This window comes from Bacillus sp. EB106-04-02-XG92 (assembly GCF_058791995.1).
In genome coordinates, this window is record NZ_JBYTEA010000006.1 from 234,410 (window position 1) to 258,806 (window position 24,397).

At 36.1% G+C, this 24,397-nt stretch carries 22 protein-coding genes and 1 other annotated feature; of the genes, 14 read left to right on the plus strand and 8 right to left on the minus strand.

The window, feature by feature from the left end:
- Positions 1-197 precede the first annotated feature (197 nt).
- Positions 198-1,385 carry an RtcB family protein gene (locus AC3WVA_RS17315; RefSeq protein ID WP_098347438.1) on the plus strand — a complete coding sequence of 396 codons (1,188 nt, stop codon included), beginning with the start codon at positions 198-200 and terminating at the stop codon, positions 1,383-1,385.
- A 62-nt stretch (positions 1,386-1,447) separates the two neighbouring features.
- On the opposite strand, the gene AC3WVA_RS17320 is transcribed toward AC3WVA_RS17315, so the two are convergent.
- Positions 1,448-2,872, minus strand: coding sequence for an amino acid permease (locus tag AC3WVA_RS17320; RefSeq protein ID WP_098347437.1), 1,425 nt, complete (start codon positions 2,870-2,872; stop codon positions 1,448-1,450).
- Between the two features lie 268 nt (positions 2,873-3,140).
- Between AC3WVA_RS17320 and AC3WVA_RS17325 the strand changes: the two genes are divergently transcribed.
- Both AC3WVA_RS17325 and AC3WVA_RS17330 read left to right on the plus strand, forming a co-directional pair.
- Positions 3,141-3,890, plus strand: a complete 750-nt coding sequence (locus tag AC3WVA_RS17325; RefSeq protein ID WP_098347436.1) for an IclR family transcriptional regulator — start codon at positions 3,141-3,143, stop codon at positions 3,888-3,890.
- A 75-nt stretch (positions 3,891-3,965) separates the two neighbouring features.
- The gene (locus AC3WVA_RS17330) at positions 3,966-5,606 is read left to right on the plus strand and encodes a M20/M25/M40 family metallo-hydrolase (RefSeq protein WP_098347435.1); all 1,641 of its coding nucleotides are present in this window, start codon (positions 3,966-3,968) and stop codon (positions 5,604-5,606) included.
- Positions 5,607-5,797: 191 nt separating this feature from the next.
- Here AC3WVA_RS17330 and proC read toward each other — a convergent pair whose 3' ends face one another.
- Positions 5,798-6,616, minus strand: a complete 819-nt coding sequence (gene proC / locus AC3WVA_RS17335; RefSeq protein WP_098347434.1) for a pyrroline-5-carboxylate reductase — start codon at positions 6,614-6,616, stop codon at positions 5,798-5,800.
- 340 nt (positions 6,617-6,956) lie between these two features.
- Positions 6,957-7,167, plus strand: a binding site (T-box leader).
- 145 nt (positions 7,168-7,312) lie between these two features.
- Here proC and proB point away from each other — a divergent pair.
- A complete protein-coding gene (gene proB, locus AC3WVA_RS17340) occupies positions 7,313-8,416 on the plus strand; it encodes a glutamate 5-kinase (RefSeq protein ID WP_071759022.1) in 1,104 nt (367 codons plus the stop codon).
- A gap of 31 nt (positions 8,417-8,447) precedes the next feature.
- Complete coding sequence (locus AC3WVA_RS17345; RefSeq protein WP_098347433.1) at positions 8,448-9,695, plus strand: glutamate-5-semialdehyde dehydrogenase; 1,248 nt, start codon at positions 8,448-8,450, stop codon at positions 9,693-9,695.
- Positions 9,696-9,744: 49 nt separating this feature from the next.
- Here the strand turns inward: AC3WVA_RS17345 and AC3WVA_RS17350 are convergent, their stop codons facing one another.
- Positions 9,745-10,938, minus strand: a complete 1,194-nt coding sequence (locus AC3WVA_RS17350) for a NupC/NupG family nucleoside CNT transporter (protein WP_098880700.1) — start codon at positions 10,936-10,938, stop codon at positions 9,745-9,747.
- A gap of 163 nt (positions 10,939-11,101) precedes the next feature.
- On the opposite strand from AC3WVA_RS17350, the gene AC3WVA_RS17355 reads away from it, so the two are divergent.
- The 4 genes from AC3WVA_RS17355 to AC3WVA_RS17370 all read left to right on the plus strand — a co-directional run bounded on the left by AC3WVA_RS17355 (position 11,102) and on the right by AC3WVA_RS17370 (position 14,533).
- Positions 11,102-12,145, plus strand: coding sequence for an ArsR/SmtB family transcription factor (locus AC3WVA_RS17355; RefSeq protein WP_098880699.1), 1,044 nt, complete (start codon positions 11,102-11,104; stop codon positions 12,143-12,145).
- Between the two features lie 51 nt (positions 12,146-12,196).
- Positions 12,197-13,417, plus strand: coding sequence for an MFS transporter (locus AC3WVA_RS17360; RefSeq protein ID WP_098880698.1), 1,221 nt, complete (start codon positions 12,197-12,199; stop codon positions 13,415-13,417).
- A gap of 96 nt (positions 13,418-13,513) precedes the next feature.
- The gene (hmoA, locus tag AC3WVA_RS17365; protein WP_000469503.1) at positions 13,514-13,840 is read left to right on the plus strand and encodes a heme-degrading monooxygenase HmoA; all 327 of its coding nucleotides are present in this window, start codon (positions 13,514-13,516) and stop codon (positions 13,838-13,840) included.
- A 105-nt stretch (positions 13,841-13,945) separates the two neighbouring features.
- Positions 13,946-14,533 carry a hypothetical protein gene (locus AC3WVA_RS17370; RefSeq protein WP_098880697.1) on the plus strand — a complete coding sequence of 196 codons (588 nt, stop codon included), beginning with the start codon at positions 13,946-13,948 and terminating at the stop codon, positions 14,531-14,533.
- A 78-nt stretch (positions 14,534-14,611) separates the two neighbouring features.
- Here the strand turns inward: AC3WVA_RS17370 and AC3WVA_RS17375 are convergent, their stop codons facing one another.
- A complete protein-coding gene (locus tag AC3WVA_RS17375) occupies positions 14,612-15,214 on the minus strand; it encodes a hypothetical protein (protein ID WP_142341982.1) in 603 nt (200 codons plus the stop codon).
- A gap of 230 nt (positions 15,215-15,444) precedes the next feature.
- Here AC3WVA_RS17375 and AC3WVA_RS17380 point away from each other — a divergent pair, with 230 nt between their 5' ends.
- Positions 15,445-15,948, plus strand: a complete 504-nt coding sequence (locus AC3WVA_RS17380) for a GNAT family N-acetyltransferase (protein ID WP_098880695.1) — start codon at positions 15,445-15,447, stop codon at positions 15,946-15,948.
- A 94-nt stretch (positions 15,949-16,042) separates the two neighbouring features.
- On the opposite strand, the gene lsrF is transcribed toward AC3WVA_RS17380, so the two are convergent.
- Genes lsrF through AC3WVA_RS17400 form a run of 4 tightly spaced genes read right to left on the minus strand, consistent with a single transcriptional unit; the run spans position 16,043 to position 19,714 of the window.
- The gene (lsrF, locus tag AC3WVA_RS17385) at positions 16,043-16,825 is read right to left on the minus strand and encodes a 3-hydroxy-5-phosphonooxypentane-2,4-dione thiolase (protein ID WP_000219778.1); all 783 of its coding nucleotides are present in this window, start codon (positions 16,823-16,825) and stop codon (positions 16,043-16,045) included.
- 6 nt (positions 16,826-16,831) lie between these two features.
- Positions 16,832-17,194 carry a cupin domain-containing protein gene (locus AC3WVA_RS17390; protein WP_098347425.1) on the minus strand — a complete coding sequence of 121 codons (363 nt, stop codon included), beginning with the start codon at positions 17,192-17,194 and terminating at the stop codon, positions 16,832-16,834.
- 25 nt (positions 17,195-17,219) lie between these two features.
- Positions 17,220-18,782, minus strand: coding sequence for an autoinducer-2 kinase (lsrK, locus tag AC3WVA_RS17395; RefSeq protein ID WP_142341981.1), 1,563 nt, complete (start codon positions 18,780-18,782; stop codon positions 17,220-17,222).
- Positions 18,782-19,714, minus strand: coding sequence for a sugar-binding transcriptional regulator (locus tag AC3WVA_RS17400; RefSeq protein WP_048526084.1), 933 nt, complete (start codon positions 19,712-19,714; stop codon positions 18,782-18,784). Before AC3WVA_RS17400 ends, lsrK begins: the two co-directional genes overlap by 1 nt.
- A 197-nt stretch (positions 19,715-19,911) precedes the next feature.
- Here AC3WVA_RS17400 and AC3WVA_RS17405 point away from each other — a divergent pair, with 197 nt between their 5' ends.
- The 4 genes from AC3WVA_RS17405 to lsrB are packed head-to-tail and all read left to right on the plus strand — an operon-like array spanning position 19,912 to position 24,369.
- A complete protein-coding gene (locus AC3WVA_RS17405; protein ID WP_142341980.1) occupies positions 19,912-21,393 on the plus strand; it encodes a sugar ABC transporter ATP-binding protein in 1,482 nt (493 codons plus the stop codon).
- Positions 21,390-22,343 carry an ABC transporter permease subunit gene (locus AC3WVA_RS17410; RefSeq protein ID WP_098880692.1) on the plus strand — a complete coding sequence of 318 codons (954 nt, stop codon included), beginning with the start codon at positions 21,390-21,392 and terminating at the stop codon, positions 22,341-22,343. The genes AC3WVA_RS17405 and AC3WVA_RS17410 overlap by 4 nt, the downstream gene beginning before the upstream one ends.
- The gene (locus AC3WVA_RS17415) at positions 22,340-23,329 is read left to right on the plus strand and encodes an ABC transporter permease (protein WP_142341979.1); all 990 of its coding nucleotides are present in this window, start codon (positions 22,340-22,342) and stop codon (positions 23,327-23,329) included. The genes AC3WVA_RS17410 and AC3WVA_RS17415 overlap by 4 nt, the downstream gene beginning before the upstream one ends.
- A complete protein-coding gene (lsrB, locus tag AC3WVA_RS17420) occupies positions 23,326-24,369 on the plus strand; it encodes an autoinducer 2 ABC transporter substrate-binding protein LsrB (RefSeq protein ID WP_098880690.1) in 1,044 nt (347 codons plus the stop codon). Before AC3WVA_RS17415 ends, lsrB begins: the two co-directional genes overlap by 4 nt.
- The last annotated feature ends 28 nt before the right edge of the window (positions 24,370-24,397 follow it).

The following is a 24,397-nucleotide window of genomic DNA, read 5'->3' on the forward strand; positions in this document are numbered from 1 at the left end:
AACTAATATCTCATGTGTAGGTATAAACATAAAGAGACGATAATTATATTATGTAAATAAGATGAATTATCATAATTTTTTATTATTGTGAAGGATATCGTGCATATATAATGGAAAGCAGAAGGTAGATGAGAGTAATGATAAGAACAGAAACAACGTAATAAAATAATTCTTTCAAAAGAAAGGGGACATGAAAGATGTTAAAATTACAAGGAAAATACAATGAAGCGAAAGTATTTACGAATAACGTTGATGAGACTGCGACAGGGCAGATTATTGATCTTTGTAACCAAGAATTCGTAAAGGATAGCCAAATTCGTATTATGCCAGATACACATGCAGGAGCAGGTTGTACGATTGGGACAACAATGACAATACAAGATAAAATTGTTCCTAATCTTGTAGGGGTAGATATTGGGTGTGGAATGGAAGTTGTTGTAATTGATAAGAAAAAAGAAGAAATTAATTTTGATTGCTTAGACGAAACAATTCGTAAATTCGTTCCAAGTGGTTTTCGTATACGAGATAAAGAACATCGATTCTCAAAAATGATTGATTTTGATGGTGTGAGAGCTCCATTTACATTACAACGCGCTCAAAAAAGTATTGGTACTCTTGGAGGTGGAAATCATTTTATTGAATTAAATGAAGATGATAAAGGCAATGTATATATTGTCATTCATAGTGGTTCGCGTAATTTAGGTAAACAAATAGCAGAGTATTACCAAAACTTCGCATATGAACAACTAATTGATGTTACATCAATGAAAGATGAGATTATTAAGAGATTAACTGAAGAGGGGAGAGCAAAGGAAATACAAGAAACTTTACGTGGAATTCAGAAGCCTAATATTCGTAAAGAACTAGCTTATTTAGAAGGGCAAGGATTCAAAGATTATATGAATGATATGAATATTGCCCAAAAGTACGCTGCGTTAAATCGTAAAGCAATGATTGATGAAATTGTTACGAAAATGGACTGGAAAATTACAGATCAATTTACTACAATACATAACTATATTGACATGGAAAATATGATTCTAAGAAAAGGTGCTATTTCAGCTCAGAAAGATGAACGAGTCATTATTCCAATTAACATGAGAGATGGTTCAATTATTGCATTTGGTAAAGGTAATCCAGACTGGAACTTTTCTGGTCCGCACGGGGCAGGACGTATTATGAGTCGTAAGAAGGCTAAAGAATCATTGAGTCTAGAGGACTTCCAAAATACGATGACAGAGGTGTGGACTACATCGGTAGTAGAAAGCACAATTGATGAGGCACCAATGGTATATAAGCCAATGAATGAAATTATCGAAAATACGAAAGAAACAATAGATATAAAGCACATTATTAAGCCATTATATAATTTTAAAGCGAATTAGAATGATAAAAGACTGCACATAAGGTAAAAGCTATGTACGGTCTTTTATATATAAGTATAGTATTACATAGTTTCGCTAATTTTAGTTTCATTTTGACTGTTAGTAGAAATTCTTTTCTTAACTTTAAAGTGATAGTATGTGTAACAAAAGATAATAAATGGTACAGTGCAATAGATTCCAAGTCGTTGTTCAGGGATAAAGATAAGACTAATTAATATAATGCCATACAATCCAAAACCAAGAATTGGTACAAGTGGATAAAGTGGAGTTTTAAATTTTAAGTCTTCTAATCTTCCACCGTCTGCTAAATAATGTTTACGGAAAAAGAATTGAGAGACACAAATTGACATCCAAACAATAATTGTTATGACGCCAGAAATGGAAATTAACCATAAGTAAACTGTTTCAGCAGCTACAACGCTTGTCAAAAGGGAAAAAGCAGAAATAGCGATCGTCATAATTAAAGCGTTTAAAGGGATTCCGCGCGATGACAATTTCTTTAAAAAGGCTGGAGCCATTTCATTTTTTGATAATGACCAAAGCATGCGAGTTGCAGCGTACAGTCCAGAGTTTGCAACAGAAAGAACAGCTGTAAGAATAACAAAGTTCATAATATCCGCTGCATATGGAATACCGATATTATCAAATACAGCAACGAACGGACTTTTTGTTAATCCTGCTTCTTTCCAAGGAATTAAAGCAACGAGAACAAAGATTGCTAAGACGAAGAAAAACATTGTGCGCCATATAATATTTCTAATAGAACGAGGTAAAGTTTTTGCTGGATCTTCACTTTCACCTGCTGCAATTCCGACAAGTTCTGTACCTTGGAAGGAATAATTGACTGTAACCATTGTTAATAGAATAGCTGCAAGTCCATTTGGGAATAAACCGCCATGATTTACGAAATTTGATAATAATGGGGCTGGTTCATCGCCTTTTAAATCAATAAAACCGAACATAGCGGCGCCGCCAAGGATAATAAAAGCTATAATGGCAGATACTTTTATACTTGAAAACCAAAATTCTGTTTCTGCATAACTACGAGCAGATAATGCGTTAATAGTGAAGATTGTAATGCCAAATATTAAACACCAAACCCAAACAGGAATATCAGGAAACCAGCGCTGCATTGTAATGCCGGCAGTTGTAAATTCAAGACCGGTCGTATTCGCCCAGCTTAACCAATATAACCATCCAATTGTAAATCCAGTTGCAGGATTGATGAACTTAGTAGCATATTCTTGGAACGAACCTGAAACAGGCATGGCTACAGCAAGCTCACCAAGACATAGCATAACGAAATACATTAATAACCCACCAGCAATAAAGGCAAGTACGGATCCACCAGGCCCAGCTTGACTTATAATAAAGCCAGATCCGTTAAATAACCCCGTTCCAATCACACCACCGAGTGCAATCATGAATAAGTGTCTACTTTTCATCGTACGTTTTAATTCATTGTTTGTATTGTTTACTTGCGTCATTGTTTTCCTCACTTTCGTAGTTGATAGAATAAAGTTTGATGTTTTTCCGTATTGTGGAATGTATTCCGTGATGTGAAATCTTGTTATAATTTTCAGATAATTAAAAAGAAAAGTCAATATTTTTTTGTTTACGCTTTCAAATTATTATCGCGGTATGTTTTTTTATTTTTAGAAAATTAAATAAACTGATTGATTTCATTTTGAATATTTGTTAAATTGATAGGTAATTGAGCGTATTAACATATTACAAGTCAAGTTGAGGTGAGTTATGGTACAGTCCATTGATCGAGCGATAAGTATTATAAAATTATTAAATTCTACTAATGAAAAAGAGTATTGGGCTATTTCTGATATAGCGGACAGAACACATCTCCCAGTTAGTACAGTACATAGATTACTTAATTCTCTAATCGAGCATGGGTTAGTTACACAAATTTCAGAAACGAAACAATACAAAATTGGGCCTATGTGGATGGAAATAGGATTACGTCAATTGGAGAAAGTAGACTACAGATCTGTGGCAAGAGAAGTGATGAAGCGATTAGCCTATGAAGTGGAAGAAAGTGTGTATTTGAATATTCCAAATGGAACACATTCTATTATCATTGAAAGAATTGATAGCCCTTTAAAAATTCGAGTTATCGATAACTTAGGGGAGCAAATTCCACTTTCAATTGGTGCTGCAAATAAAACAATGCTTGCCAATATGAAAACGAATGAAATGGAACATATTGTAGAACATTTGCTTTCTTCTTTACCAGAACAAAAGCGCATTCTTTTAGAGCAAATAAAGGATATAAGAAATGAAGGATATGCGGTAAGTTATGGTGAAAAAACAGAAGGGACAGCTTCAGTAGCTGCACCAATTATCGGATTTAATCATAAAGTAGTAGGAGCATTAAGTGTTGGATTAATTAGTCATCGTATTAATGATGATCGACTATCTTTTCTTATTAGTAAGGTAAAACAAGCAGCTCATGAAATATCAATAAAAATCGGCAGTACATCAGAACTATAATTTTGATAACTGTCGTCATTTTTTATTCATATAATGGAATTCATTTTCATAATGCGGAAAAATAGGGGGATTTATATGTCAAAGTGGCAATCAAAAGAACAATTGATTCAATTATTAAGCAGTCTTGTTGAAATTCCTAGTATTACAGGTACAGAAGCTGAAGTAATATTGCCAGACTTTGTTGAGGAACAATTATCTGATTTACAGTACTTCAAAGAAAACCCAGATCATTTGCAAAAAAATCCGACGGGGGACGGACGATATTTTGTTACAGCGCTCGTAAAGAAAAGCGATTGTACAAAAAATACCGTAATTCTAGTTAGTCACTTTGATGTTGTAGATGTACAAGATTACGGAGTATGGAAAGAGGATGCATTCAATCCTAAAAAGTTAACGTCTATGTTTTATTCTCATAAAGATGAACTACCAGGCCATGTACGTGAAGATATAGAACAAGGAGATTGGCTATTTGGTAGAGGAACAATGGACATGAAATGCGGCCTCACGTTACAAATGGCAATGATTGAGCAGGCCTGTGAAGGAAGATTTGATGGAAATGTTCTTTTATTGGCAGTTCCAGATGAAGAAGTAAATTCGGTGGGGATGAGGGCTGCTGTTCCAAGATTACTAGAATTAGCAAGAGAACATGATTTAAATTATAAAACAGTGCTAAATTCAGAGCCTATGTTTGCAAGACATCCTGGTGACCAAAATAAGTATATTTACACTGGTTCTATTGGTAAAGTGTTACCTGGATTTCTTTGCTATGGTAAAGAAACACATGTAGGTGAACCTTTTGCGGGCTTAAATGGTAGTTATATGGCGTCATTAATCACAGCAGAATTAGAGTTGAATACGGACCTTTGTGATATTGTAGAAGGGGAAGCGAGTCCTCCGCCAACTAACTTACTTCAACGGGACTTAAAGGAGGATTATTCTGTCCAAATTCCGCATCGTGCCGTTACATTATTTAATTTGTTTTTACTAGAAAAATCAATGACAGATGTCGTTTCATTGTTACGTCAAAAAGTAACGAAAGTAGCAGAGAAAATAGAAGAGAAATATGAAAAGCAAGCATATCGTTTTTCTAAATATAATCCGTTTATACCGCCTAATATGAAAGTGAATGTATTAACGTACGAAGAGCTTATCGCTTATGCAATTGAACAACATGGTCAAGCGAAAATAGCTGATATTCAATCTAATATAATAAAAAATAGAGAAGAGAAAGATGATCGTGCGGTAACAATTGATTTAGTAGATAAACTAGCTATTTTATGTAAAGAAAAGGCGCCGATGATTGTACTTTTCTTCGCTCCACCATATTATCCAGCTGTAAGTTCACGCAACGATCCATTAATTAAAGAAGTAGTTGCAGAAATGGAAAAGTATGCACATTACAATCATAACATTACATTTGAAAACCAAAACTATTTTGGAGGAATTTCAGATTTGAGCTATGTGGGCTTACAGAATCCACTACATTCAATGAGTTCACTTGTAGACAATATGCCATTATGGGATAAAGGTTACTCGATCCCTCTTCAGGAACTAGAAGAGTTTGACGTTCCAGTATTAAATATGGGGCCGGTAGGAAAAGATGCCCATCAATGGACAGAACGTCTAGATGTAAATTACGCATTTGAAACGCTATTAGATATGTTGCCGAAATGCATTGAAAAATTATTAGTTTCTAATAAAATTACACAAGCGTAGTAGGGAATAAAGAAGAGTTAAAACTAGAATTCCAAAAGAAGATATAAATAAAATTATCTCAGTATAACCAAAAGAACGGACAAACTCAAGTGTTTATGAGTTTGTCCGTTTATTATTTTGTGAAAGTGGGAGAGTATGTAATGCACCATTTTTCAATTAAATTCATAGCTAACGTGATTTCTTTTCTCGTTTTATTTTTTTGTTTGACTAGACAGTTCAATAGACTTTTGTGTACAGCGCTGCATAGCTGAAATGATGGCTGTGCGTAAGCCTTTTTCCTCTAATGTTGCTACAGCCTCTATCGTTGTTCCGCCAGGAGAACAAACCATATCTTTCAATTCACCTGGATGTATTCCTGTTTCTAGTACCATTTTGGCAGAGCCTAATACAGCTTGAGCTGCGAATTTATATGCCTGATTTCTAGGCATACCATCAAGTACAGCTGCATCTGCCATCGCCTCTATAATCATATATACGTATGCTGGTGAAGAACCGCTTACAGATGTAACAACATCCATTAATTTTTCGCTTACAATCTCTGCTTGACCAAAGCTATTGAAAATGTTTAGCACATCTTCTAAATCTTTCTCTGTCACCATTTCATTAGGGCATAATGCAGACATTCCTTCTCCAACAAGAGCAGGTGTATTAGGCATTACTCTTACAACTTTTAATTTTTTATCAAAAGCTTCTTCAGTACTTTTAATGCTTTTGCCGGCAGCGATTGTTACGACGATAACTTCGTTTTTGATGACTTCTTTTATTTCGTTAATGATCGCTGCGTATAGGTCTGGTTTAATTGATAAAATTAAAATATCAGCATTTTTAGCTACCTCAGTATTATCAGTAGTTGTAGTTAGCCCATATTTTTCGTTAGCATGTTTTAAATTCGTAGTGTTTAAATCCGAACAAATAACATGATTTGCAGACACTACCTTTTTGTTTAGCATTCCGCCAATGATAGCCATTCCCATATTTCCGCATCCGATGAATCCAATTTGTTTATCCATAATAATTTAATTTTGCTCCTTTTATAATAAATTATATTATCTCGAAATTGTTATCTTAAAATAACAATAACATCTCCATGCAATATAAAGAAACATTCTAAGAGAATATATTCCTTTTTGCAACAGTAAAAGATAAAAATGAATTATATTCGACATTTTGTAAATATATACACTATAATTTAAGAGATTATATTTATGTACATGAGTTAACCTTATATCGATTTGTATTTTCATTCAGTAGGGGGGTAATTTCATACAAGTTACTTTCCGCTCTATTTATTTTTAAAAATAACTCTTGACACCAAATCGAACTATATCGCATAATATAAAAAAATTAAACCGAAAATCGTTGAAGGGAAATAGTACATATGTCTTCTTGCGAAAGAGAGTGGAATTCACCGGCTGAAAGATTCCTCGTATAGAATATATCGAACCTATCCCTGAGTCTTAAATGAAAGTTTAGGCGTTCGCCTGCGTTATAGGCGCCAAGTGGATATCTATGTATATCAATTAAGGTGGTACCGCGGAACAATGACCGTTTCGTCCTTTTTATTTTATTAAGGGCGAAGCGGTCATTTTTATTTTGCTCTTTAATAGGCTAGGTGCAGCACTGATAAGAATGGAAATCGCTGCAAGCCGAATGAATAAAAGTGTAATTTATAAAAAACTTTGATTTTAGACTTGGGGGATACAAAAGTGAAAAAACAACGAATTGTTGTAAAGATTGGTAGCAGTTCCTTGGCAGATAGTCACGGAGGCATTTCTAAAGAACAACTTTCAGATCACGTTGCCGCATTGGCTCGATTGAAAGAGGAAGGGCATGAAGTTTTGTTAATTACATCTGGGGCCGTCGCTGCAGGTTATTCAGCTTTAGGGTATCCTAGTAGACCTGTGACAATTAAAGGAAAACAGGCTGCTGCGGCTGTCGGACAAAGTTTGTTAATGCAGGCGTATACGGAGGAGTTTCGTAAATATGGCATCGTTACTGCGCAACTATTGCTGACGAGAAGTGACTTTTCTAGAAAAGAACAATATAGTAACGCTTACGCTACTTTAGGAGAGTTACTAAACCGTTCTGCTCTTCCAATCATTAATGAAAATGATTCCATCTCTTTAGAAGAGCTAACGTTCGGTGATAATGATATGCTATCAGCTTTAGTAAGCGGACTTGTTTCGGCAGATATGCTTATGATTTTTACAGATGTGAACGGTCTATATGATAAAAATCCTCAGAAAAATGCGGATGCGAAAAAATATTATTTCCTCCCTGAAGTTACAGAAGAGATTGCTTCTCTTGCAGGAGATGCTGGTTCCAAACTTGGGACTGGCGGTATGAAATCAAAAATTGATGCTGCGAAGACGGCACTTTCTCTTGGGGTGAGTGTATTTATCGGAACAGGGCGTGGACAAGAGAAATTTGTAGATGTTTTGAAGGGCAAAGGTGATGGAACATATGTCGGAAATGCTCCTCAAAAAGAAATGAAGATGAACAAGCAATGGATTGCGTTGCATTCACTCGTTAGCGGACAAATTGAAGTAGATGCTGGAGCAGCTTCAGCTATTATTCAGCATGGTAAGAGTCTTCTTCCTGCTGGCGTTACAAATGTGTCAGGATTTTTCAAAGTTGGCGATGTCGTAGAAGTAATGACAAAGCAAGGACGCGTAATCGGAAAAGGACAATGCACATATAGCGCAGAGGAATTAAGAGAGATAAAAGGTATGCAAAGCGGAGAAATTCAAGCAAGAGGCGATAGGCATAATTATGAAGTCATTCATAGAGATTATTGGGTTTCACTTTAAGAATAGTGATGTTAAAAAGGAGGAAATAAAAATGAATGAAGTGTTGGCAAAGGGGAAAAGGGCGAAAGAAGTTGCTATGGATCTTGTGCTTAAATCTACAAGTCAAAAAAACGAAGCACTTGCTGCAATTGCTGAAAGGCTAATAGTAGAAACAGCTTATATTTTAGAGGAAAACAAACGAGATATCGAGGAAGGTAAGGCAAAAGGATTTTCTGATTCACTCCTTGATCGACTTATGCTAACTGAACAACGAATTGTTGATATGACAGAGGGGATTAAGCAATTAATCGAATTACGTGATCCTGCCCAAGAATGTGTAAGTGAATGGGAACGGCCAAATGGACTATCTATTCAGGAGATGCGTGTACCACTTGGTGTTGTTGGGATGATCTATGAGGCAAGACCAAATGTAACAGTAGATGCTGCTACAATTTGTTTGAAAACAGGAAACGCAGTTATATTACGTGGTAGTTCTTCTGCTATCCATTCTAACAAAGCTATCGTTGCTGTTATTCACGAGGCGCTCAAAGAAACAAGCTTGCCTCCAGAAAGTGTACAGCTTATAGAAGATACAACGCGTGATAGCGCAAAGCAGTTATTTACAATGAATGATTACCTAGACGTTCTAATTCCAAGAGGTGGTAAACAATTAATTGATACTGTAGTAAGAGAAGCGTCTGTTCCAGTACTTGAAACAGGTGCGGGAAATTGTCATATTTTCATTGATGAAACAGCGGATAAACAAATGGCAATTGATATTATTATAAATGCAAAAACGCAGCGGCCATCTGTATGTAATGCCATTGAAACGATTATACTTCATGAGAAGTGGGCGCAGCAATTTGGTAGCGAACTGTTTTCTACTTTGAAGGAAAAAGATGTGGAGCTACGTGGTGATAAGAGAGCATTGGCAATTGATTCTTCAATTGTACTTGCTTCAGAAGAAGATTGGGAAACAGAATTTTTATCACTCACGCTGGCAGTGAAAGTAGTTTCTTCTATAGAAGAAGCGATTTATCACATAAATACGTATGGTTCTATGCATTCCGAAGCGATTATTTCAGAAAACGAGGAAAACGTCAGCACATTCTTCACAGCTGTAGATGCGGCTGCACTGTATCATAATGCATCAACTCGATTTACTGATGGATCTGAATTCGGATTCGGCGCTGAAATTGGCATCAGTACACAAAAGTTACATGTAAGGGGACCAATGGGACTACCGGCATTAACTTCTACAAAATATGTGATTCGTGGAAATGGACAAATTCGAAAATAATAATAAAAGACACTCAATTTGATTGAGTGTCTTTTATTTTAAAGAGTGTTTACCATACAAATAGCCCAACAAGCATAGCGCTTAATAAGGAAACTGCCATTCCACTAACAAGAAGCTTCCAAACATTTTTACCGATTATGGCTGATTTTTCTCCGCCAAATAATGAATTGTAAGTTCCGTAAATCATACCCACTGTACTAAAGTTAGCAAAAGAAGCTAGAAATGTCGTTGCAACCGCAATCGTATGTGGTTGTAACGATTTTAGATTCGATTTTAAATCCATCATTGCAACAAATTCATTCGTTGTTATTTTAATCCCCATTAATTCAGCTACATACATCGCATCGCTGCCCGATAAACCGAGTAAAAAAGCAAAGGGACTAAAGATAATGGAGAAGATTTTTTGAATTGTTAAACCTGTTACGAAAAAGCTTAAAATACCGTTTAAACATGCAGTTAATGCTACATAACCAATTACCATAGCTAAAATAACGATAACCATATTCATACCGACTAACATACTGTTTGAAATAGTAGAAAAGAAATCTTTTTTCTCATGTTTTGAAGGTGTATATACGACATCATCTTCTTTCGTAACTTCCACAGGATTTAATACATTGGCTAAAATTAATGCATTAATACAGTTTAAAGGGATTGCGCTGAAAATATATGTGGCTGGTACCATTGATAAATAAGCGCCAAGAATGGATCCGCTGACACTACTCATACTCATAATTCCAAAAGTTAATAAACGATTTTCTTTTAAAACAGATAGTTGATCACGAACAACGGCAAGTGCTTCAGTGTTTCCTAAAAACATCATTTGAATCGAAAAGAAACTTTCTAACTTTGGTAAACGAGAAATTTTTGAAATAACTGCACCTACTTTATCAATAATCCAAGTTAAGATTCCAAAGTAAGAAAGAATATCAAAGAACGTGATAACGAAAATGATTGGAAGTAATGCGCTAAAGAAGAAATCAATTGTTTGATTTTCCATAGCGGAAGGAAATGCAAACCGAATTCCTTCATTTGCACATGAAAGTAGCCAACTGAAAAATGACGCAATTTTATTAATGATAATACTACCGAGCTTCGTGCCTAACATAAACCATGTAATAAAGAGCTCCAATATGATTAGAATTACGATGGGTCTCCATTTTATTTGTTTTTTATTAGGCGAACAGAGGAAAACGATTAATATGACAACGAAAATCCCTAACATATTTAGTATAAAATGCATCTCAACAACTCCTTGAGGCTTATTATTTGTATATAAAAAAGCTCCTATTCTTCTTAAGTTAGAATGAATGTGTTTCAACTAAAATGTTCTTTATTCTAAAAATATAGAAGGTGAAATTCGATAAAAATAGAATTCAATATATAGCAAACAAGGAGGGATAAAAATGGAGGTCTATCACATAACGAGTAGAAAGAGGGAAACTTATAACGTTCAAGTAAAATATTCGATACTTTTCGAATGTGCACTTGGCATTGCAGCAATTACTCATAAAAGGTTAATCGATACTCTTGAAAAGAGTCAAAATGAATGGGAAGAAATTAAGGAATCATTAACAGAAGAAATGAGAGAGCACTTACAGTTTGTAGAGGAACATAATACGTGGAAAGCGTTACTTCAGTTGTTGTATAAAGAGGATTTTCATGACTTATCACAGTTTCATGCTAAAATCGATTCGCTTTCAGAAGAATATTTGAAATACATATGCCTACCGTTTTTAGGCGAGAAATATGAAAAGAAAAGACATTTAGCAGCAAGTGGAGACGTTACTGCAATACATGAACTAGAGGAGCTGACACAAGATCATCAGTTTTTCTCCGGGTATATTCGTTTTATATGTAATATCGATGTGCAAAAACTAAAGGACCATTTAGTAGCCGTTATGACAGGTTGGTATGAGAGTGTTATTCAGAAAGAGGAAGAGCAAATACTTTCTATATTACAAAGAGATTATGAAGCGAAAAATGAAATGAATAAAAAGATGAAACCGGAAGAGTTTGTCGAGTGGGCGACTGGTGGTGTGAACTATATGCCAGAACCAAGTGTTCATAACGTAATTCTTATCCCGCAAATGACGTACAGACCGTGGAATATTGAGGCAGATATTGAAGATACGAAAGTATTTCATTACCCAGTTGCAAACGAAAGCATCCACCCTGAAGATCTATATGAACCGAATTATTTTTTAGTTCAAAAACATAAAGCACTTGGGGATGAAGCAAGATTACGCATTGTAAAAATGTTGTTTGAAAAAGAACGAACTTTGCAGGAAATTACAGAAAGACTGCAACTCGGTAAATCGACTGTACACCATCATTTGAAATTGTTACGTGCAGCGAAGTTAGTTGATATACATGACGGGAAATATGTATTAAGAAAGAAAGCAGTACAGTCATTAGCGAAAGAATTAGATGCGTTTTTAAATAGATAATATGCAACTAGAATTTACATAAAGGGAGGAATTTAAGAGAAAAGTTGGTGTATGAAATTGAAAAATGTATTGAAAAATCGTTCGTTCTTTTTCATGTGGATAGGTAGCGCGATTTCAGAATTGGGCGGGGCTTTCGGAACGTTATGTAATTCAATTCTTGTTTACGAATTAACAGGGTCAAAAACAGCGTTAAGTAGTATGTGGTTACTATACTTTATCCCATCACTCATACTGCAACTTATAAGTGGCCCATTTATTGATAAATGGAGCAGGAAGTGGATTATGATATTTTCGCAATGGGTGCGAGCTTCCGTTTTCTTATTGCCGTTCGTCATGATACTTACAAGTAATATAGAAGTTTGGCATGTGTATGTCGTACAAATTATAATCGGACTTATTACGCCGCTGTATACACCTGCAAGTCAAGCAATTACACCGAGCATTGTAAGTAAAGAACAGCTTCAAAACGCAAATGCGTATATTGATGGCATGGCTCGTCTTATGATGTTTCTTGGGCCTGTATTAGGCGGAGTAGTCATTCATTTGATTGGAGTAGAACTTACACTAACTTTCGTATGTATTTGTCTATTTGTTAGTGGCGCTTTTTTACTTTATATAAAAGAAAAGAGAACAACACAATCCATTCGGAAAACGTGGCTAGAACAGTTTCTTCACGGTTTTGCATATTTTTTCACAAAACCAGTTATCGTTTGGCTCGGTGTCTTTCTTACTTTCGTGCAATTTGGAGTTGGGGTTACGCTAGTTACAAATCTTCCCTATATAAAAGATGAGCTGTCAGCAGGATATGCAGAGTTTGGTTATTTTATGGCCGGATTCCCGCTTGGATATGTAGTTGGATCTATACTAGTCGGAAAAGTAACATATAAAAGCCGGCGTATACTTATGCTTGGTGGATTGTTTATAGGAGGACTTACATACATTTCTCTAGCGTTCAATCATAGTATAGTAATTGCAGTGTTCATTGAAGTTGTTGCAGGCATTTGCATTGCCTTTTTCAATATACATAACATAACAATATGCCAACAAACAGTACCAAACAATATGATAGGACAAGTATTTTCAGTGCGTTTATTTTTCATACGATCCGCTATGCCGTTAGGTGTGTTTTTAGGAGGCATACTAAGTGAAATGTGGGGAGTAAGATCACTTTACTTTATCATCGGTGCGATTATATGTGTTACTTCTTTAATAGGATTATTACTTCCGTATTTCAAATTTTTAGATGAGGCAGTTGAAGAGAAAACAGCATAATGCAAATAATTAAAACTTTATAATTGAAAATAATTATCATAATCAACTATAATAGAAGAATAGTAGTATTCGTATTATAAAGAGGGAGTGGGATATATGTTTATCGAAACGAAAACATTTACAGTAAAAGAAGGTACATCAAATATAGTTGTAGAACGTTTCACTGGCGAAGGTATTATTGAAAAATTTGAAGGCTTCATTGACTTAAGTGTTCTTGTGAAAAAAGTAAGACGCGGCGATGAAGAAGTTGTCGTTATGATTCGCTGGGAATCTGAAGAAGCATGGAAAAACTGGGAAACAAGTGAAGAACATTTAGCAGGTCATAGAGCGAGTCGTGGTAAGCCGAAACCAGATCATATCATTAACGTGGATCACGCAGTTTATTATGTGAAATCATCGAAAGCGGCTTATCAACAGTCGTAATATATGTAAAGGTAGAGGATATTTGTTTAGTAATAAACAAATATCCTCTTTTTTTGATGTATAGTAAAATATGGATGTAATATATGTTTTATTGTTTCGTTATAAATGGAGGTAAATGAAGTGAAAAAAATATTACTAATGGCAACTTTAGCGACGACATTATTATTAGCATGTAGTAATAATAGTGTGAAAGAAGAAGTATCTAACAATGAAGAAGTAAAACGTGAAAGTAGTGCAAAAATAGTAGAGCAGAAAGAATATATCATTATTGATAAGAAGTATAATGAAATATTTCTAAAAGATGCTAATTCAAATAAAGAAGACAGTGTGAAGGTAAGTTTAAATGATTTAAATCCAACAAAATGGGAGGCAACTGTAAGAAACGGTATCCCAGATATAGGTGATCATATTTCTTTAGAAAAAGAAGAGGGTAAATATACACCTACATTAGTAAAAGATCTTGTTGGTGAAATAAAGTATGATGGTACAATTAAATATAAAATTTTAGAAGCAACTAATAAATCAGTAAAGTGGTTACCGCTAAATAAAGAGAACGATGGAGGGGTTGTTCCACCAGAGATGGTAAAAATAGTGAACGCTTCGAAAATAAAAGCTGGAGATATTGTTACGATTCAAGATAAAACAAAAAGCAGTAAAGACGCAATTGTATATGAACTGACAATTGTTGAATAAGTAAGTAGAAGGTTAACTGCATAACTAGCAACTAAAAGAGCGTAATCTAGTCTAATTTCCAGCTAGATTACGCTCTTTTTAATCCAATTGAATTTCAAACTCAAGTACAGCTTGATCTTTTCTAAACGGCATATTGAGTTCTTTAAATCGTAAGCTTATTCCAGACAAATTATCAAGAAGGGCAGGAGATATAACGAAATGATGACTAAAATGTCCATCAGTGCCGCCACCACCTTCTGACCAGCAGTCATATGTATCATCTATTGATAATTGGAAGAAACTATGAGGCTTATTTTCATTAAAAGCGTCATTCGTAGAATCCCAATCGCTATATAAATAAACTACACTAGCATTTGCATACTGCCGAATAAAAGTTACGGTATACATGATACCATTATGTTCATAAGATTTAAAAACAGGTATATGTTTTTTGAATGTAGTTGGTTCTACGCGAGGTTTAAATTCACCTTCGTCCATCATAGAAGAGAATAGTGAATTTAAGTAGTCTGGATAAAATCCGTATTGCTTTGCCCATTTATAAATAGCTTCATCATGTGGAAAACCTGGATCACCACCTGAAAGTTCTTTCCGTTCTTTTAATAGGGCACAAATTTTTTCATCGATAGTATATAATCTTTCATCGTAATAATCAGTAGGTCGTTCAAAATTCATTCGTTGCATAATCATTCCTCCTTTTCTTTATTTTAGCAAAAAAGAAAGGGCAATACATTTTTAAATATTAAGTGTAAATCAAATGTTATAGACTTAAAATGAAGTTTGATAACAAGGGCTATTTAGCGGAGGAATTGCTTATGCATAAAATAATAATGTATGAATCAAGCAGGTTTCCCATATGGTAAAGTACGAAACTATTATAAGTAGTACAGTGATATAAATAGGAGGTTACCGCTATGACAGCTGTTTTTAAAGATATGGCGTTCCAGTTAAAAACGGAACGACTCGATCTGAATATGTGGGAGGAATCTGATGCAATCTGGCTGAGACAATTAATTGGTGAACGTGGTGTGGACATGCCAACCATCGAATCTGTTCGTAGCTCTCTTATCGAAATGCGCAAGAAAGCAACTGAAAATGGTATTTCTCTTCTTACAATACGTAGGCGAGAAGAAGGGGATTTCGTCGGATATTGTGGTTTAATCATCGGTCGTTCCACGCTTGAAGAGCCAGAGATTGCATATGAATTGTTCCAAAGTGTTCATCGTAATGGTTATGCGACAGAGGCAGCATCAGCAGTGCTTGAGGCAGCGATTGCTACGGGTCGTCATAGACTTTGGTCTACTGTAGGTGCTTGGAATACTGCATCTTTCCGTGTATTAGAAAAGATAGGATTTAAGCGACATCACAGTACGTTTGGTGAACGCGGTGAGATTGTTTGGAATGTGCGCGATCTATAGATTAAATTCAAAACAATGAAAAATGTAAAAGAAAGCCCATATGTTAGATTACTCAGTAATCTAACATATGGGCGCAATAGTTTGTTCGTTTGTTTTAATTTTTTACATCTTCATATAATTGGAGTGCCTCTTTTACATTCAACCCATTCTTCACGATACCATGAATCGCTTGAATCATCGCAGCAGGATGTTCAGATTGCCATATGTTTCGGCCCATGTCTACGCCAATTGCACCTTCTTGCAGTGCATTGTACGTAATGTTTAATGCGTCTTCAATTGAATCTAGTTTTGGACCACCAGCGATTACGACTGGGGCAGGGCAAGTACTCGTTATTTTTTCGAATCCTTCGCAGTAATACGTTTTAATAATGTCAGCTCCCATTTCAACGCATACGCGGGAAGCGAGTGCTAGAAAGCGTGCTTCACGTTTTTGCAATTCTTTCGCAACAGCAGTAATACCGAGTACTGGCAAGCCGTAATCGTGAGCTTCTGAAACTACATTTGCGAGATTTGATACGGTTTGTGTTTCATAGTCTGATCCGACGAAAACAGAAACACCGACGCCAATTGCGTTTTGTTTTACTGCTTCTTTTACAGGTGTAACAATTGTTTCATTCGCTAAATCTTTACCGACAACAGTAGCTCCGCCTGATACACGCATAACCATCGGTGTGCTGCAGTTTTCAGGAATACAGGAGCTAAGTACACCTCGAGTTAAAAAGAGGGAATCTGTGTAAGGAAGTAAGTTTTTAACTGTTTCAAGTGGCTGTTCTAGCCCGTGAATTGGTCCTAAAAAGTAGCCGTGATCTATCGCTAACATAACCGCTCTTCCATCAGGTAAAATTGTATTTAATCGATTTTTAAATCCCCAAGTCATTAGAAATCACTCCTTCGTTAATGTTGGATTTTCCGCTTGTACCGTATCTTTATTTGGTAAATGTGGTGACTTAATAAAAACTGCTTTAAAAGGTTTGTCAGAATGGTTAATAAGATAGTGAGATTCATGAGGGCGGACTTGCAATACATCGCCTTGTTTAATCGGAACTCTTTCGTTATTCACATAGAAATCAATTTCACCTTCTAATGCATAAAAGACTTCCTCGCACGTCGTATGGTAGTGATTTTGAAACTCTTGCCCAGGCTGAATGACAACAAGGCCAAGATCAATATTCGGACCTTGTATTAAATATTTCGGTCCGTTATCACCGAAGCGATAGGAGAAATCATTTTCATTCGCTTTTAACATACTTTTCACTCCTTTATGTAATGTGTTACAGTGCACCAGGCGCAATCCACATATGTGAGGTGAGCCCTTTATCAGCTAAAGAGAGTTGACAGTCATACACAGTTTTCCATGTTTCATAGAATTCTTTATATAGTTCATGATTTTCAGTAATTGGCTCGAATGTGTGCTCCCACTGTACAAACTGTTCAGCAGTTTCTTCCATAGATGAATATATGCCTGCGCCAACTCCAGCAGCAATCGCAGTTCCTAAAGCAGCGGCTTCTTTTACAACAGGTACTTTCACAGGAATACCAAGTACGTCCGATAAAATTTGTGGCCATAGTTTTCCTTTAGCAGCACCGCCAGCAAAAATTACTTCAGAGGGGAATGTTCCTGTGAGATTTTCTATTAATTTTAAATTGCCAAGTGTAACGAAGGCAGCATTTTCCTCAATAGCACGGAACAGTTCTTTTTTTCCGCATTTGTCTGCATCTAAACTTAAATTTAAAAAAGACGGTGCGGCATGACGCCAAGAAATGTAGTTCATTACGTTTGAAAAAGTAGGGATAATACCATGTGAGCCGACAGGTACGTCTTTCGCTTGTTCTTCTAATAAGGCATAAGCATCTACACCGAGCTTGTCAGCAAGTTTCTTTTCCTCGTGGCAAAAAGCGTCTCGAAACCAGCGCATAACAAGCCCTGGAAAAAAGGCAATCGTTTCATATTGCCAAAGGTTAGGTACGACGTGACAATTTACTCGAATGGAAGCCTGTGGATCTGTTATTGGCTCAGTAACATTTACTTCTTGCTGCCAAAAACTACCTCCGCATATTAATGTTTGATTAGGCCTAACTACTCCTGTTCCGAGTGAGGCCATTTGAGCATCTCCGCCCCCGGCGACGACAGGAATTCCTTCACATAATCCAGTTAATGCTGCACATTCTTTTGTGACGGTACCAATTACTGTACCAGCTTCATTTACTATTGGTGAAAATGGCAACGTCAAACCGCACTCGATAGCGACATCGTTATCCCATACTCTATTTTGCAGGTCAAAAATACCGGATGTACATCCGTTTGAAGGATCGATTTGTAATACGCCGCTTAGTTTATATAAAATCCAATCGTTTAACATCGTAAAAGAATGAATATTGCTATAGACGTCTGGTTCATGTTTTTTAATCCAAAGTAGGCGAGGTAAAGCACCTAATGAAAAAGTTTGACCAGATCTAGTATATAAATCTTCTTCAAGATGTGACCGTATTTCTTTTAGCTCACTAACTTCAGCAGATGCACGTCCATCAACATTCGCGCAAGCCCATATCTCTTGCCCACCTTTATCATATAAAACAAAACCTTCTCGCATACTAGTAGCGCTAATAGCTAGAATAGAAGAGGGCGTGACATTACTTCTTTGTAAAACTTCTTTCGTGCACTGTTGTACTAGCTTCCAGTTTTCTATTACATCAAAATTCATAGAACCTGGGTAACGAGGATCCGTGTTATGAACCCATTCTTTTTGACTAACCGCAATTTGATTACCTAATAAATCAAAAAGAACAGCTCGAACGCTTCCTGTACCAGCATCAAAAGCTAATAAATGAGACATTAACAATCACCATCCTTTCGTAATAAGGAGAGGGCCGTTTCCTCATCAGTAATTAATGTATGAATGAACTTTCCTTTTAAGGCACCATAAATTGCATCTATCTTTTCTATACCTCCAGCAACACCAACGACATGTTTCATTTTGCGCAGAATCGTGAGCGGCGTACCAATTAGTCGATTATGATGTGGGAGATTTAATAAATCACCATTCGTATTGTAAAACTGCCCTAAAATATCACCAGCTCCGTTTTGACTACGAATATATGTCATCTCACGTAGTGTTAACTTTTCTTCCTTTACAATTGTAGCGTCTTGAGATAATCCTCCAATACCGACAACTGCCGTATGTGCAAGTGAAGCGACATGAAGCATATCTTTTACACTCGGTTCTGATAGAATACTTTGTGCCATTTCGGTTGTAGATGCTAGAAACGGCGTAGGGATAATGTGAAGATCACCTTGCATACAGTGTAAATAGTTTTGCTTTCTCGGGAGATAGTGATTTACTCCGCCTGTTAGCGTTACGATTGAAAGATTAATTGAACTTTCAAAGTGAATGTTTTCTAGCATTTTGCTAATCGTTTCACCCCACCCAATGCCGAGTAAATCACCTTGCTGGAGCTGAGTTTCTAAATATTGTGCAGCAGCTTTTCCGAGAGAAGCGTGATAGTTGTCTATTGGAGTAGGGATAATGAAAGCATCTTTTAAGTGGAATTTTTTCATTAGGTCACGCTCAATACTTAAACAGTGTAAACCAGTCCCTTTTACGTGAAATGTAACGATACCTTCACTGCGCGCCTTTTCTAATAATCGGACGACTTTATTTCTTGAAATATGAAGAAGTGAAGCGATCTCCTGTTGTGTTAATTGATCTTTATAATAGTACCAAGCTACTTTAGTTAATAAATTCTGTTCAAAGTTCAGCTGTGTCATACTCGTCATCCCTTTCAACAATTGACCACTGCTTAAACATATGTGCCGTATATTTTGTTTATTCCAGTTGAAACGATTAATTGTCTGGTGAAAAAAGTGTTCTAGATATGAAAAAAGGAATATACAATGCTACAAAACAAGTAGAACAAATAATCATTTTCTCAAAAAATGTTCTGGATGAAGGCAGGTGACATCATGTGGAGAACGTACCTTTATTACAAGTAAAGAAAATGAGTAAGGCATTTTCAAATCAACTTGTGCTAAAAGATGTGAACTTACAAGTAGAGCGTGGTGATATATTCGCTTTAGTTGGAGGAAATGGTGCTGGAAAATCAACACTAATGAAAATATTAACGGGGTTATATTCGTATGATAGTGGAGAAATGTATGTAAAAGGAATGAGGAAACAGTTTGCAAATCCGAAAGAAGCACATGGAGAAGGGATTTACTTAATACCACAAGAACCACTCATTTTTCCGCATATGACCATTGAAGAAAATATATGTATCGGACTAAAAGGAAAGAAAAAGGAATTAAAAGTAAAGATTCAGCATTTGATTGACAGTTTAGGATGGGATATTGACCTTAAAGAACTAGGAGGATCACTATCCATTGCGCAGCAACAATTAGTAGAAATCGTTAGAGGATCAATACGGGAAGCCGAGATTCTTATTTTAGATGAGCCAACATCGACATTAACAACTCACGAAATAAAGAGTCTTTTTGTGCTGATGAAAAGTTTACAAGAAAAAGGAATTGGAATGATATATATTACGCATCGCTTTCCAGAAATCTTTGAAATTGCGAACAAAGTAGCGATATTACGTGATGGAATGATTGTAAGCCAAGGAGATGTATGTAACTATACATATGACATGCTAATGGAGGGGTTATTACCGAAAGGGTATAAACAAGAAGAGAAAAGAGAAGTAGTGCACGAGACAAAGGTAACGAAAAAAATATTAGAAGTAACTGAAATAACGAGTCACGCATTCGAAAATATATCATTTACTGTACATGCTGGGGAGATTGTAGGTATTGCTGGCATTGTTGGATCAGGCAGAACGGAATTAGCAGAAGCCATATTTGGATTGAAGTCTATAAAATCAGGTTCTATTTTATTAGAAGGAAAATCAATTGATTCATGCTCTTTGCATAAAAGACTTAGCGAGGGATTAGTTTATGTGCCAGAGGATAGAGCAAGAAATGGGATTTTCTCAATTGCATCAGTTAAAGAAAATATGACTGCAGCAAGTTTACAGCAAAATAATCGCTTTTTTATAAATCAAGAAAAAGAAAGCGCTTTAGTTAATTCGTTTATAGAACAATTCCGAATTGTTGTGCAGAATATGAATGAAGAACTGGCATGTTTATCGGGAGGTAATCAGCAGAAGGTCGTGCTTGCAAAGTATCTCGCATGTAATCCTAAAATTATTATTCTTGATGAACCGACTCGCGGAATTGATGCGAAAGCAAGGCTTGAAGTATATGAGACGATAGAAAAAATGAAAAGGGAAGGACTCGCAATATTATTAATCTCTTCTGATGTTGAAGAAATCGTTCAATTAGTAAACCGTGTATATGTAATGCGAAATGGACAATTTGTTTCTCATTTAGAGAAACAAAATATGACTGTAGATGAAGTTACACGTCTTGCATACGGAGGTGTAACGGAATGAAACGCATGTTAAAAATGCATGAAACGTCTATCATACTATTATTACTCATTTACATTGCCATTGTCGGAATGATAAATCCAAGTTTCGTTCAGCTTAACTCGTTATCTTTAATGATAAAATCAAGCGTTATTTTAGTCGTGCTAGCAATTGGCCAATCGTTTGTCTTATTTACGAAAAATATAGACGTATCAGTCGGTTCAATTATGGGATTAAGCGCAGCTGTTTGCGGAATGTTGTTAACGGATGGGGTTAGTGCATTCTTGTCTATTACTGTTGCTGTCATACTTGGAGCTATTATCGGTTTCGCAAATGGGATTGGCGTTGCGAAGTTTCGGGTACCAGCTATTATTATGACATTAGGTATGTTAGGGGTCATTAGAGGTGCGATGTTAATTTTCACAGGCGGAAAGTGGATTGAAGATATACCAAACGATTTTAAGCAACTGTCATCGATCGTCATACTTGGTTTGCCGATAATTGTATGGGTTGTTCTTATTATATTACTACTACTATACTTTTTTTTAAGTAAAGTGCCATTCGGAAGATACTTTTATGCGGTAGGTGATAATGAAGATGGCGCGAGACTCATTGGTATACCTGTTAATACAGTGAAGATATATGCGTTTATGATTTCAGGCATAAGCGCTGCGCTCGCTGGTTGCATATTTGTTATGAATATCGGATTCGTTCCAAATCAAACAGGCACCGGGATAGAACTACAGGTTATCGCAGCTGCTGTACTAGGAGGAGTTCATTTAAAAGGAGGAACGGGTTCTATAGTTGGAGCTGCATTAGGAGCGATATTTTTAGAGGCGATAAGCAGTTCACTCGTCTTTTTAAAAATACCAGCATTTTGGAATAATGCTATTTCAGGTTTCTTATTATTACTAATCGTCATATTAGATAGTGTTATGAAAAAGTGGAAGACAGAAAGGAGGATGAATCTATGAAGTATGTATACAGATGGGAAGGTGTTCTAATCGTATTACTTCTTTTAGAATTCATTCTCTTTAGTTTTATAAATAGTGATTTCTTAAATGTTAGTAATCTCCTTTTTAGTACAAACGATTTCCTCTTTATCGCAATCGCGGCGATACCAATGACTTTCGTTATTGTAACAGGAGGAATTGACGTATCGGTCGGTTCCATAATGGGGCTAACTTCTATCTTAATCGGTGTGCTTTGGATGAATGGAATACCTATTTTGCTAGCGGTCATAATAGCTCTTATAATCAGTTGTTTAGCGGGAGCTTTAAATGGAATCATTATAAAAATGACAGATGTAGAGCCACTTGTCGTCACACTCGGAATGATGTTTTTATACAGCGGAATTGCACTTGTCATTTCAGGAGGGGCAGGTGCTTCTGGATATGAAGGGATAAGTGGTTTACCTGACGCATTTGTACAACTGGCAAACGGTAGTTTTATAGGGATGCCGAATTTATTATGGCTACTGATTATATTAACGATTTTATACACTGTATTGTTTCACCGTACTATTTATGGGCGCCACGTAAAATTAACAGGTGCGAATGAAAATGCAGCAAAATACACTGGGATCAAAACGAAAAAAGTAGTCATCATCGCTTACATACTTTCCGGGTTAGGAGGTGGACTAGGGGGCACTTTCTTAACTGCATATTTCGGTTCCGCACGTGCTGATATGGGAAGTGAAACGATTTTACCAATCATTACAGCAGTCGTATTAGGCGGGACACTTATTACAGGGGGAAAAGGAAGTATTATCGGTACTGTACTGGCGAGTATTTTTATTGGAGTCATGCAGTATGGCTTACAAATGACGGGTTTAACAAATGAACAATCTAACGTAGTTATTGGTATTATTCTTATTCTTTCAGTTATTATGAGACATTTGAAATTACGTCAATTCACACCGTGGAAAAGAAAGAACTTGCATAAGGAGGAAATGTCATGAAGAGAAAACTAGGGATTGTATTCATTGTATGCATTTGTTTAATCGGTTTAATCGCTTGCTCTAGTCAAACGGCAGATAAGAAGAAGGCAGATGATGTGAAATTTGCATTCATTCCGAAATTAACTGGAGTTGGCTTCTTTACATCGGGTGGTGAAGGAGCAAAAGAGATGGGAGATAAACTAGGCGTACAAGTGAAATACGACGGACCGTCTGAAGCAAGCGTATCTGGTCAAGTGAAATATATAAACAACTTTATTAATCAAAACTATGATGCACTTATGGTCTCTTCTACGTCAGTAGATGGTCTATCACAATCATTGCAACGTGCTAAGAAAAAAGGGATGACGGTGTTAACATGGGACTCTGATGTCAATCCGAAAGACCGTTCATTTTATATAAGCCAAGGAACACCAGATCAACTTGCTAATTTATTAATTGAAACGACTTCCAAACAAATTGGAGATAAAGGAAAAGTAGCATTCTTTTATTCTAGTCCAACAGTAACGGATCAAAACCAATGGGTAACGAAAGCGAAAGAAATTATTAAAAAGAAATATCCGAACTGGGAAATTGTAACGACGCAATACGGCGAAAATAATGCGCAAAAATCGTTATCAGTAGGGGAGAACATATTAAAAACGTATCCAGATATTAATGCAGTCATTTGCCCGGATGCAACGGCACTACCAGCGATGGCACAAGCAGCTGAAAACTTGAAAATGGATAAAAAAGTTGTTGTAACTGGCTTCTCTACACCAAACGTTATGCGTGATTACGTAAAACGAGGAACAGTACAACAATTTGGATTATGGGATGTAAAACAACAAGGTGCACTCGCAACGTATGTAGCAAATGAAATAGTAGTAAAAGGGAAGAAGTTAAAAGTAGGGGATAGTTTTGAAGTAAAAGGAATCGGAAAAGTGAAAGTAGAGCCAAACTCCATCCAAGGTTATGATTATGAGGCAGAAGGAAACGGGATCATCGTATTGCCAGAGCGGGTTGTATTTACGAAAGAGAATATTGATAAATATAATTTCTAGTAAAGAAAAAACGCCCGAATATATCGGA

What these genes read in the sequence shown, in the direction of transcription:
- AC3WVA_RS17315 (WP_098347438.1), top strand. Translation starts at nt 198, where the DNA reads ATGTTAAAATTACAAGGAAAATACAATGAAGCGAAAGTATTTACGAAT.
- AC3WVA_RS17320 (WP_098347437.1), bottom strand. Translation starts at nt 2,872, where the DNA reads ATGACGCAAGTAAACAATACAAACAATGAATTAAAACGTACGATGAAA.
- AC3WVA_RS17325 (WP_098347436.1), top strand. Translation starts at nt 3,141, where the DNA reads ATGGTACAGTCCATTGATCGAGCGATAAGTATTATAAAATTATTAAAT.
- AC3WVA_RS17330 (WP_098347435.1), top strand. Translation starts at nt 3,966, where the DNA reads ATGTCAAAGTGGCAATCAAAAGAACAATTGATTCAATTATTAAGCAGT.
- proC (WP_098347434.1), bottom strand. Translation starts at nt 6,616, where the DNA reads ATGGATAAACAAATTGGATTCATCGGATGCGGAAATATGGGAATGGCT.
- AC3WVA_RS17345 (WP_098347433.1), top strand. Translation starts at nt 8,448, where the DNA reads ATGAATGAAGTGTTGGCAAAGGGGAAAAGGGCGAAAGAAGTTGCTATG.
- AC3WVA_RS17350 (WP_098880700.1), bottom strand. Translation starts at nt 10,938, where the DNA reads ATGCATTTTATACTAAATATGTTAGGGATTTTCGTTGTCATATTAATC.
- AC3WVA_RS17355 (WP_098880699.1), top strand. Translation starts at nt 11,102, where the DNA reads ATGGAGGTCTATCACATAACGAGTAGAAAGAGGGAAACTTATAACGTT.
- AC3WVA_RS17360 (WP_098880698.1), top strand. Translation starts at nt 12,197, where the DNA reads ATGAAATTGAAAAATGTATTGAAAAATCGTTCGTTCTTTTTCATGTGG.
- hmoA (WP_000469503.1), top strand. Translation starts at nt 13,514, where the DNA reads ATGTTTATCGAAACGAAAACATTTACAGTAAAAGAAGGTACATCAAAT.
- AC3WVA_RS17370 (WP_098880697.1), top strand. Translation starts at nt 13,946, where the DNA reads ATGGAGGTAAATGAAGTGAAAAAAATATTACTAATGGCAACTTTAGCG.
- AC3WVA_RS17375 (WP_142341982.1), bottom strand. Translation starts at nt 15,214, where the DNA reads ATGCAACGAATGAATTTTGAACGACCTACTGATTATTACGATGAAAGA.
- AC3WVA_RS17380 (WP_098880695.1), top strand. Translation starts at nt 15,445, where the DNA reads ATGACAGCTGTTTTTAAAGATATGGCGTTCCAGTTAAAAACGGAACGA.
- lsrF (WP_000219778.1), bottom strand. Translation starts at nt 16,825, where the DNA reads ATGACTTGGGGATTTAAAAATCGATTAAATACAATTTTACCTGATGGA.
- AC3WVA_RS17390 (WP_098347425.1), bottom strand. Translation starts at nt 17,194, where the DNA reads ATGTTAAAAGCGAATGAAAATGATTTCTCCTATCGCTTCGGTGATAAC.
- lsrK (WP_142341981.1), bottom strand. Translation starts at nt 18,782, where the DNA reads ATGTCTCATTTATTAGCTTTTGATGCTGGTACAGGAAGCGTTCGAGCT.
- AC3WVA_RS17400 (WP_048526084.1), bottom strand. Translation starts at nt 19,714, where the DNA reads ATGACACAGCTGAACTTTGAACAGAATTTATTAACTAAAGTAGCTTGG.
- AC3WVA_RS17410 (WP_098880692.1), top strand. Translation starts at nt 21,390, where the DNA reads ATGAAACGCATGTTAAAAATGCATGAAACGTCTATCATACTATTATTA.
- AC3WVA_RS17415 (WP_142341979.1), top strand. Translation starts at nt 22,340, where the DNA reads ATGAAGTATGTATACAGATGGGAAGGTGTTCTAATCGTATTACTTCTT.
- lsrB (WP_098880690.1), top strand. Translation starts at nt 23,326, where the DNA reads ATGAAGAGAAAACTAGGGATTGTATTCATTGTATGCATTTGTTTAATC.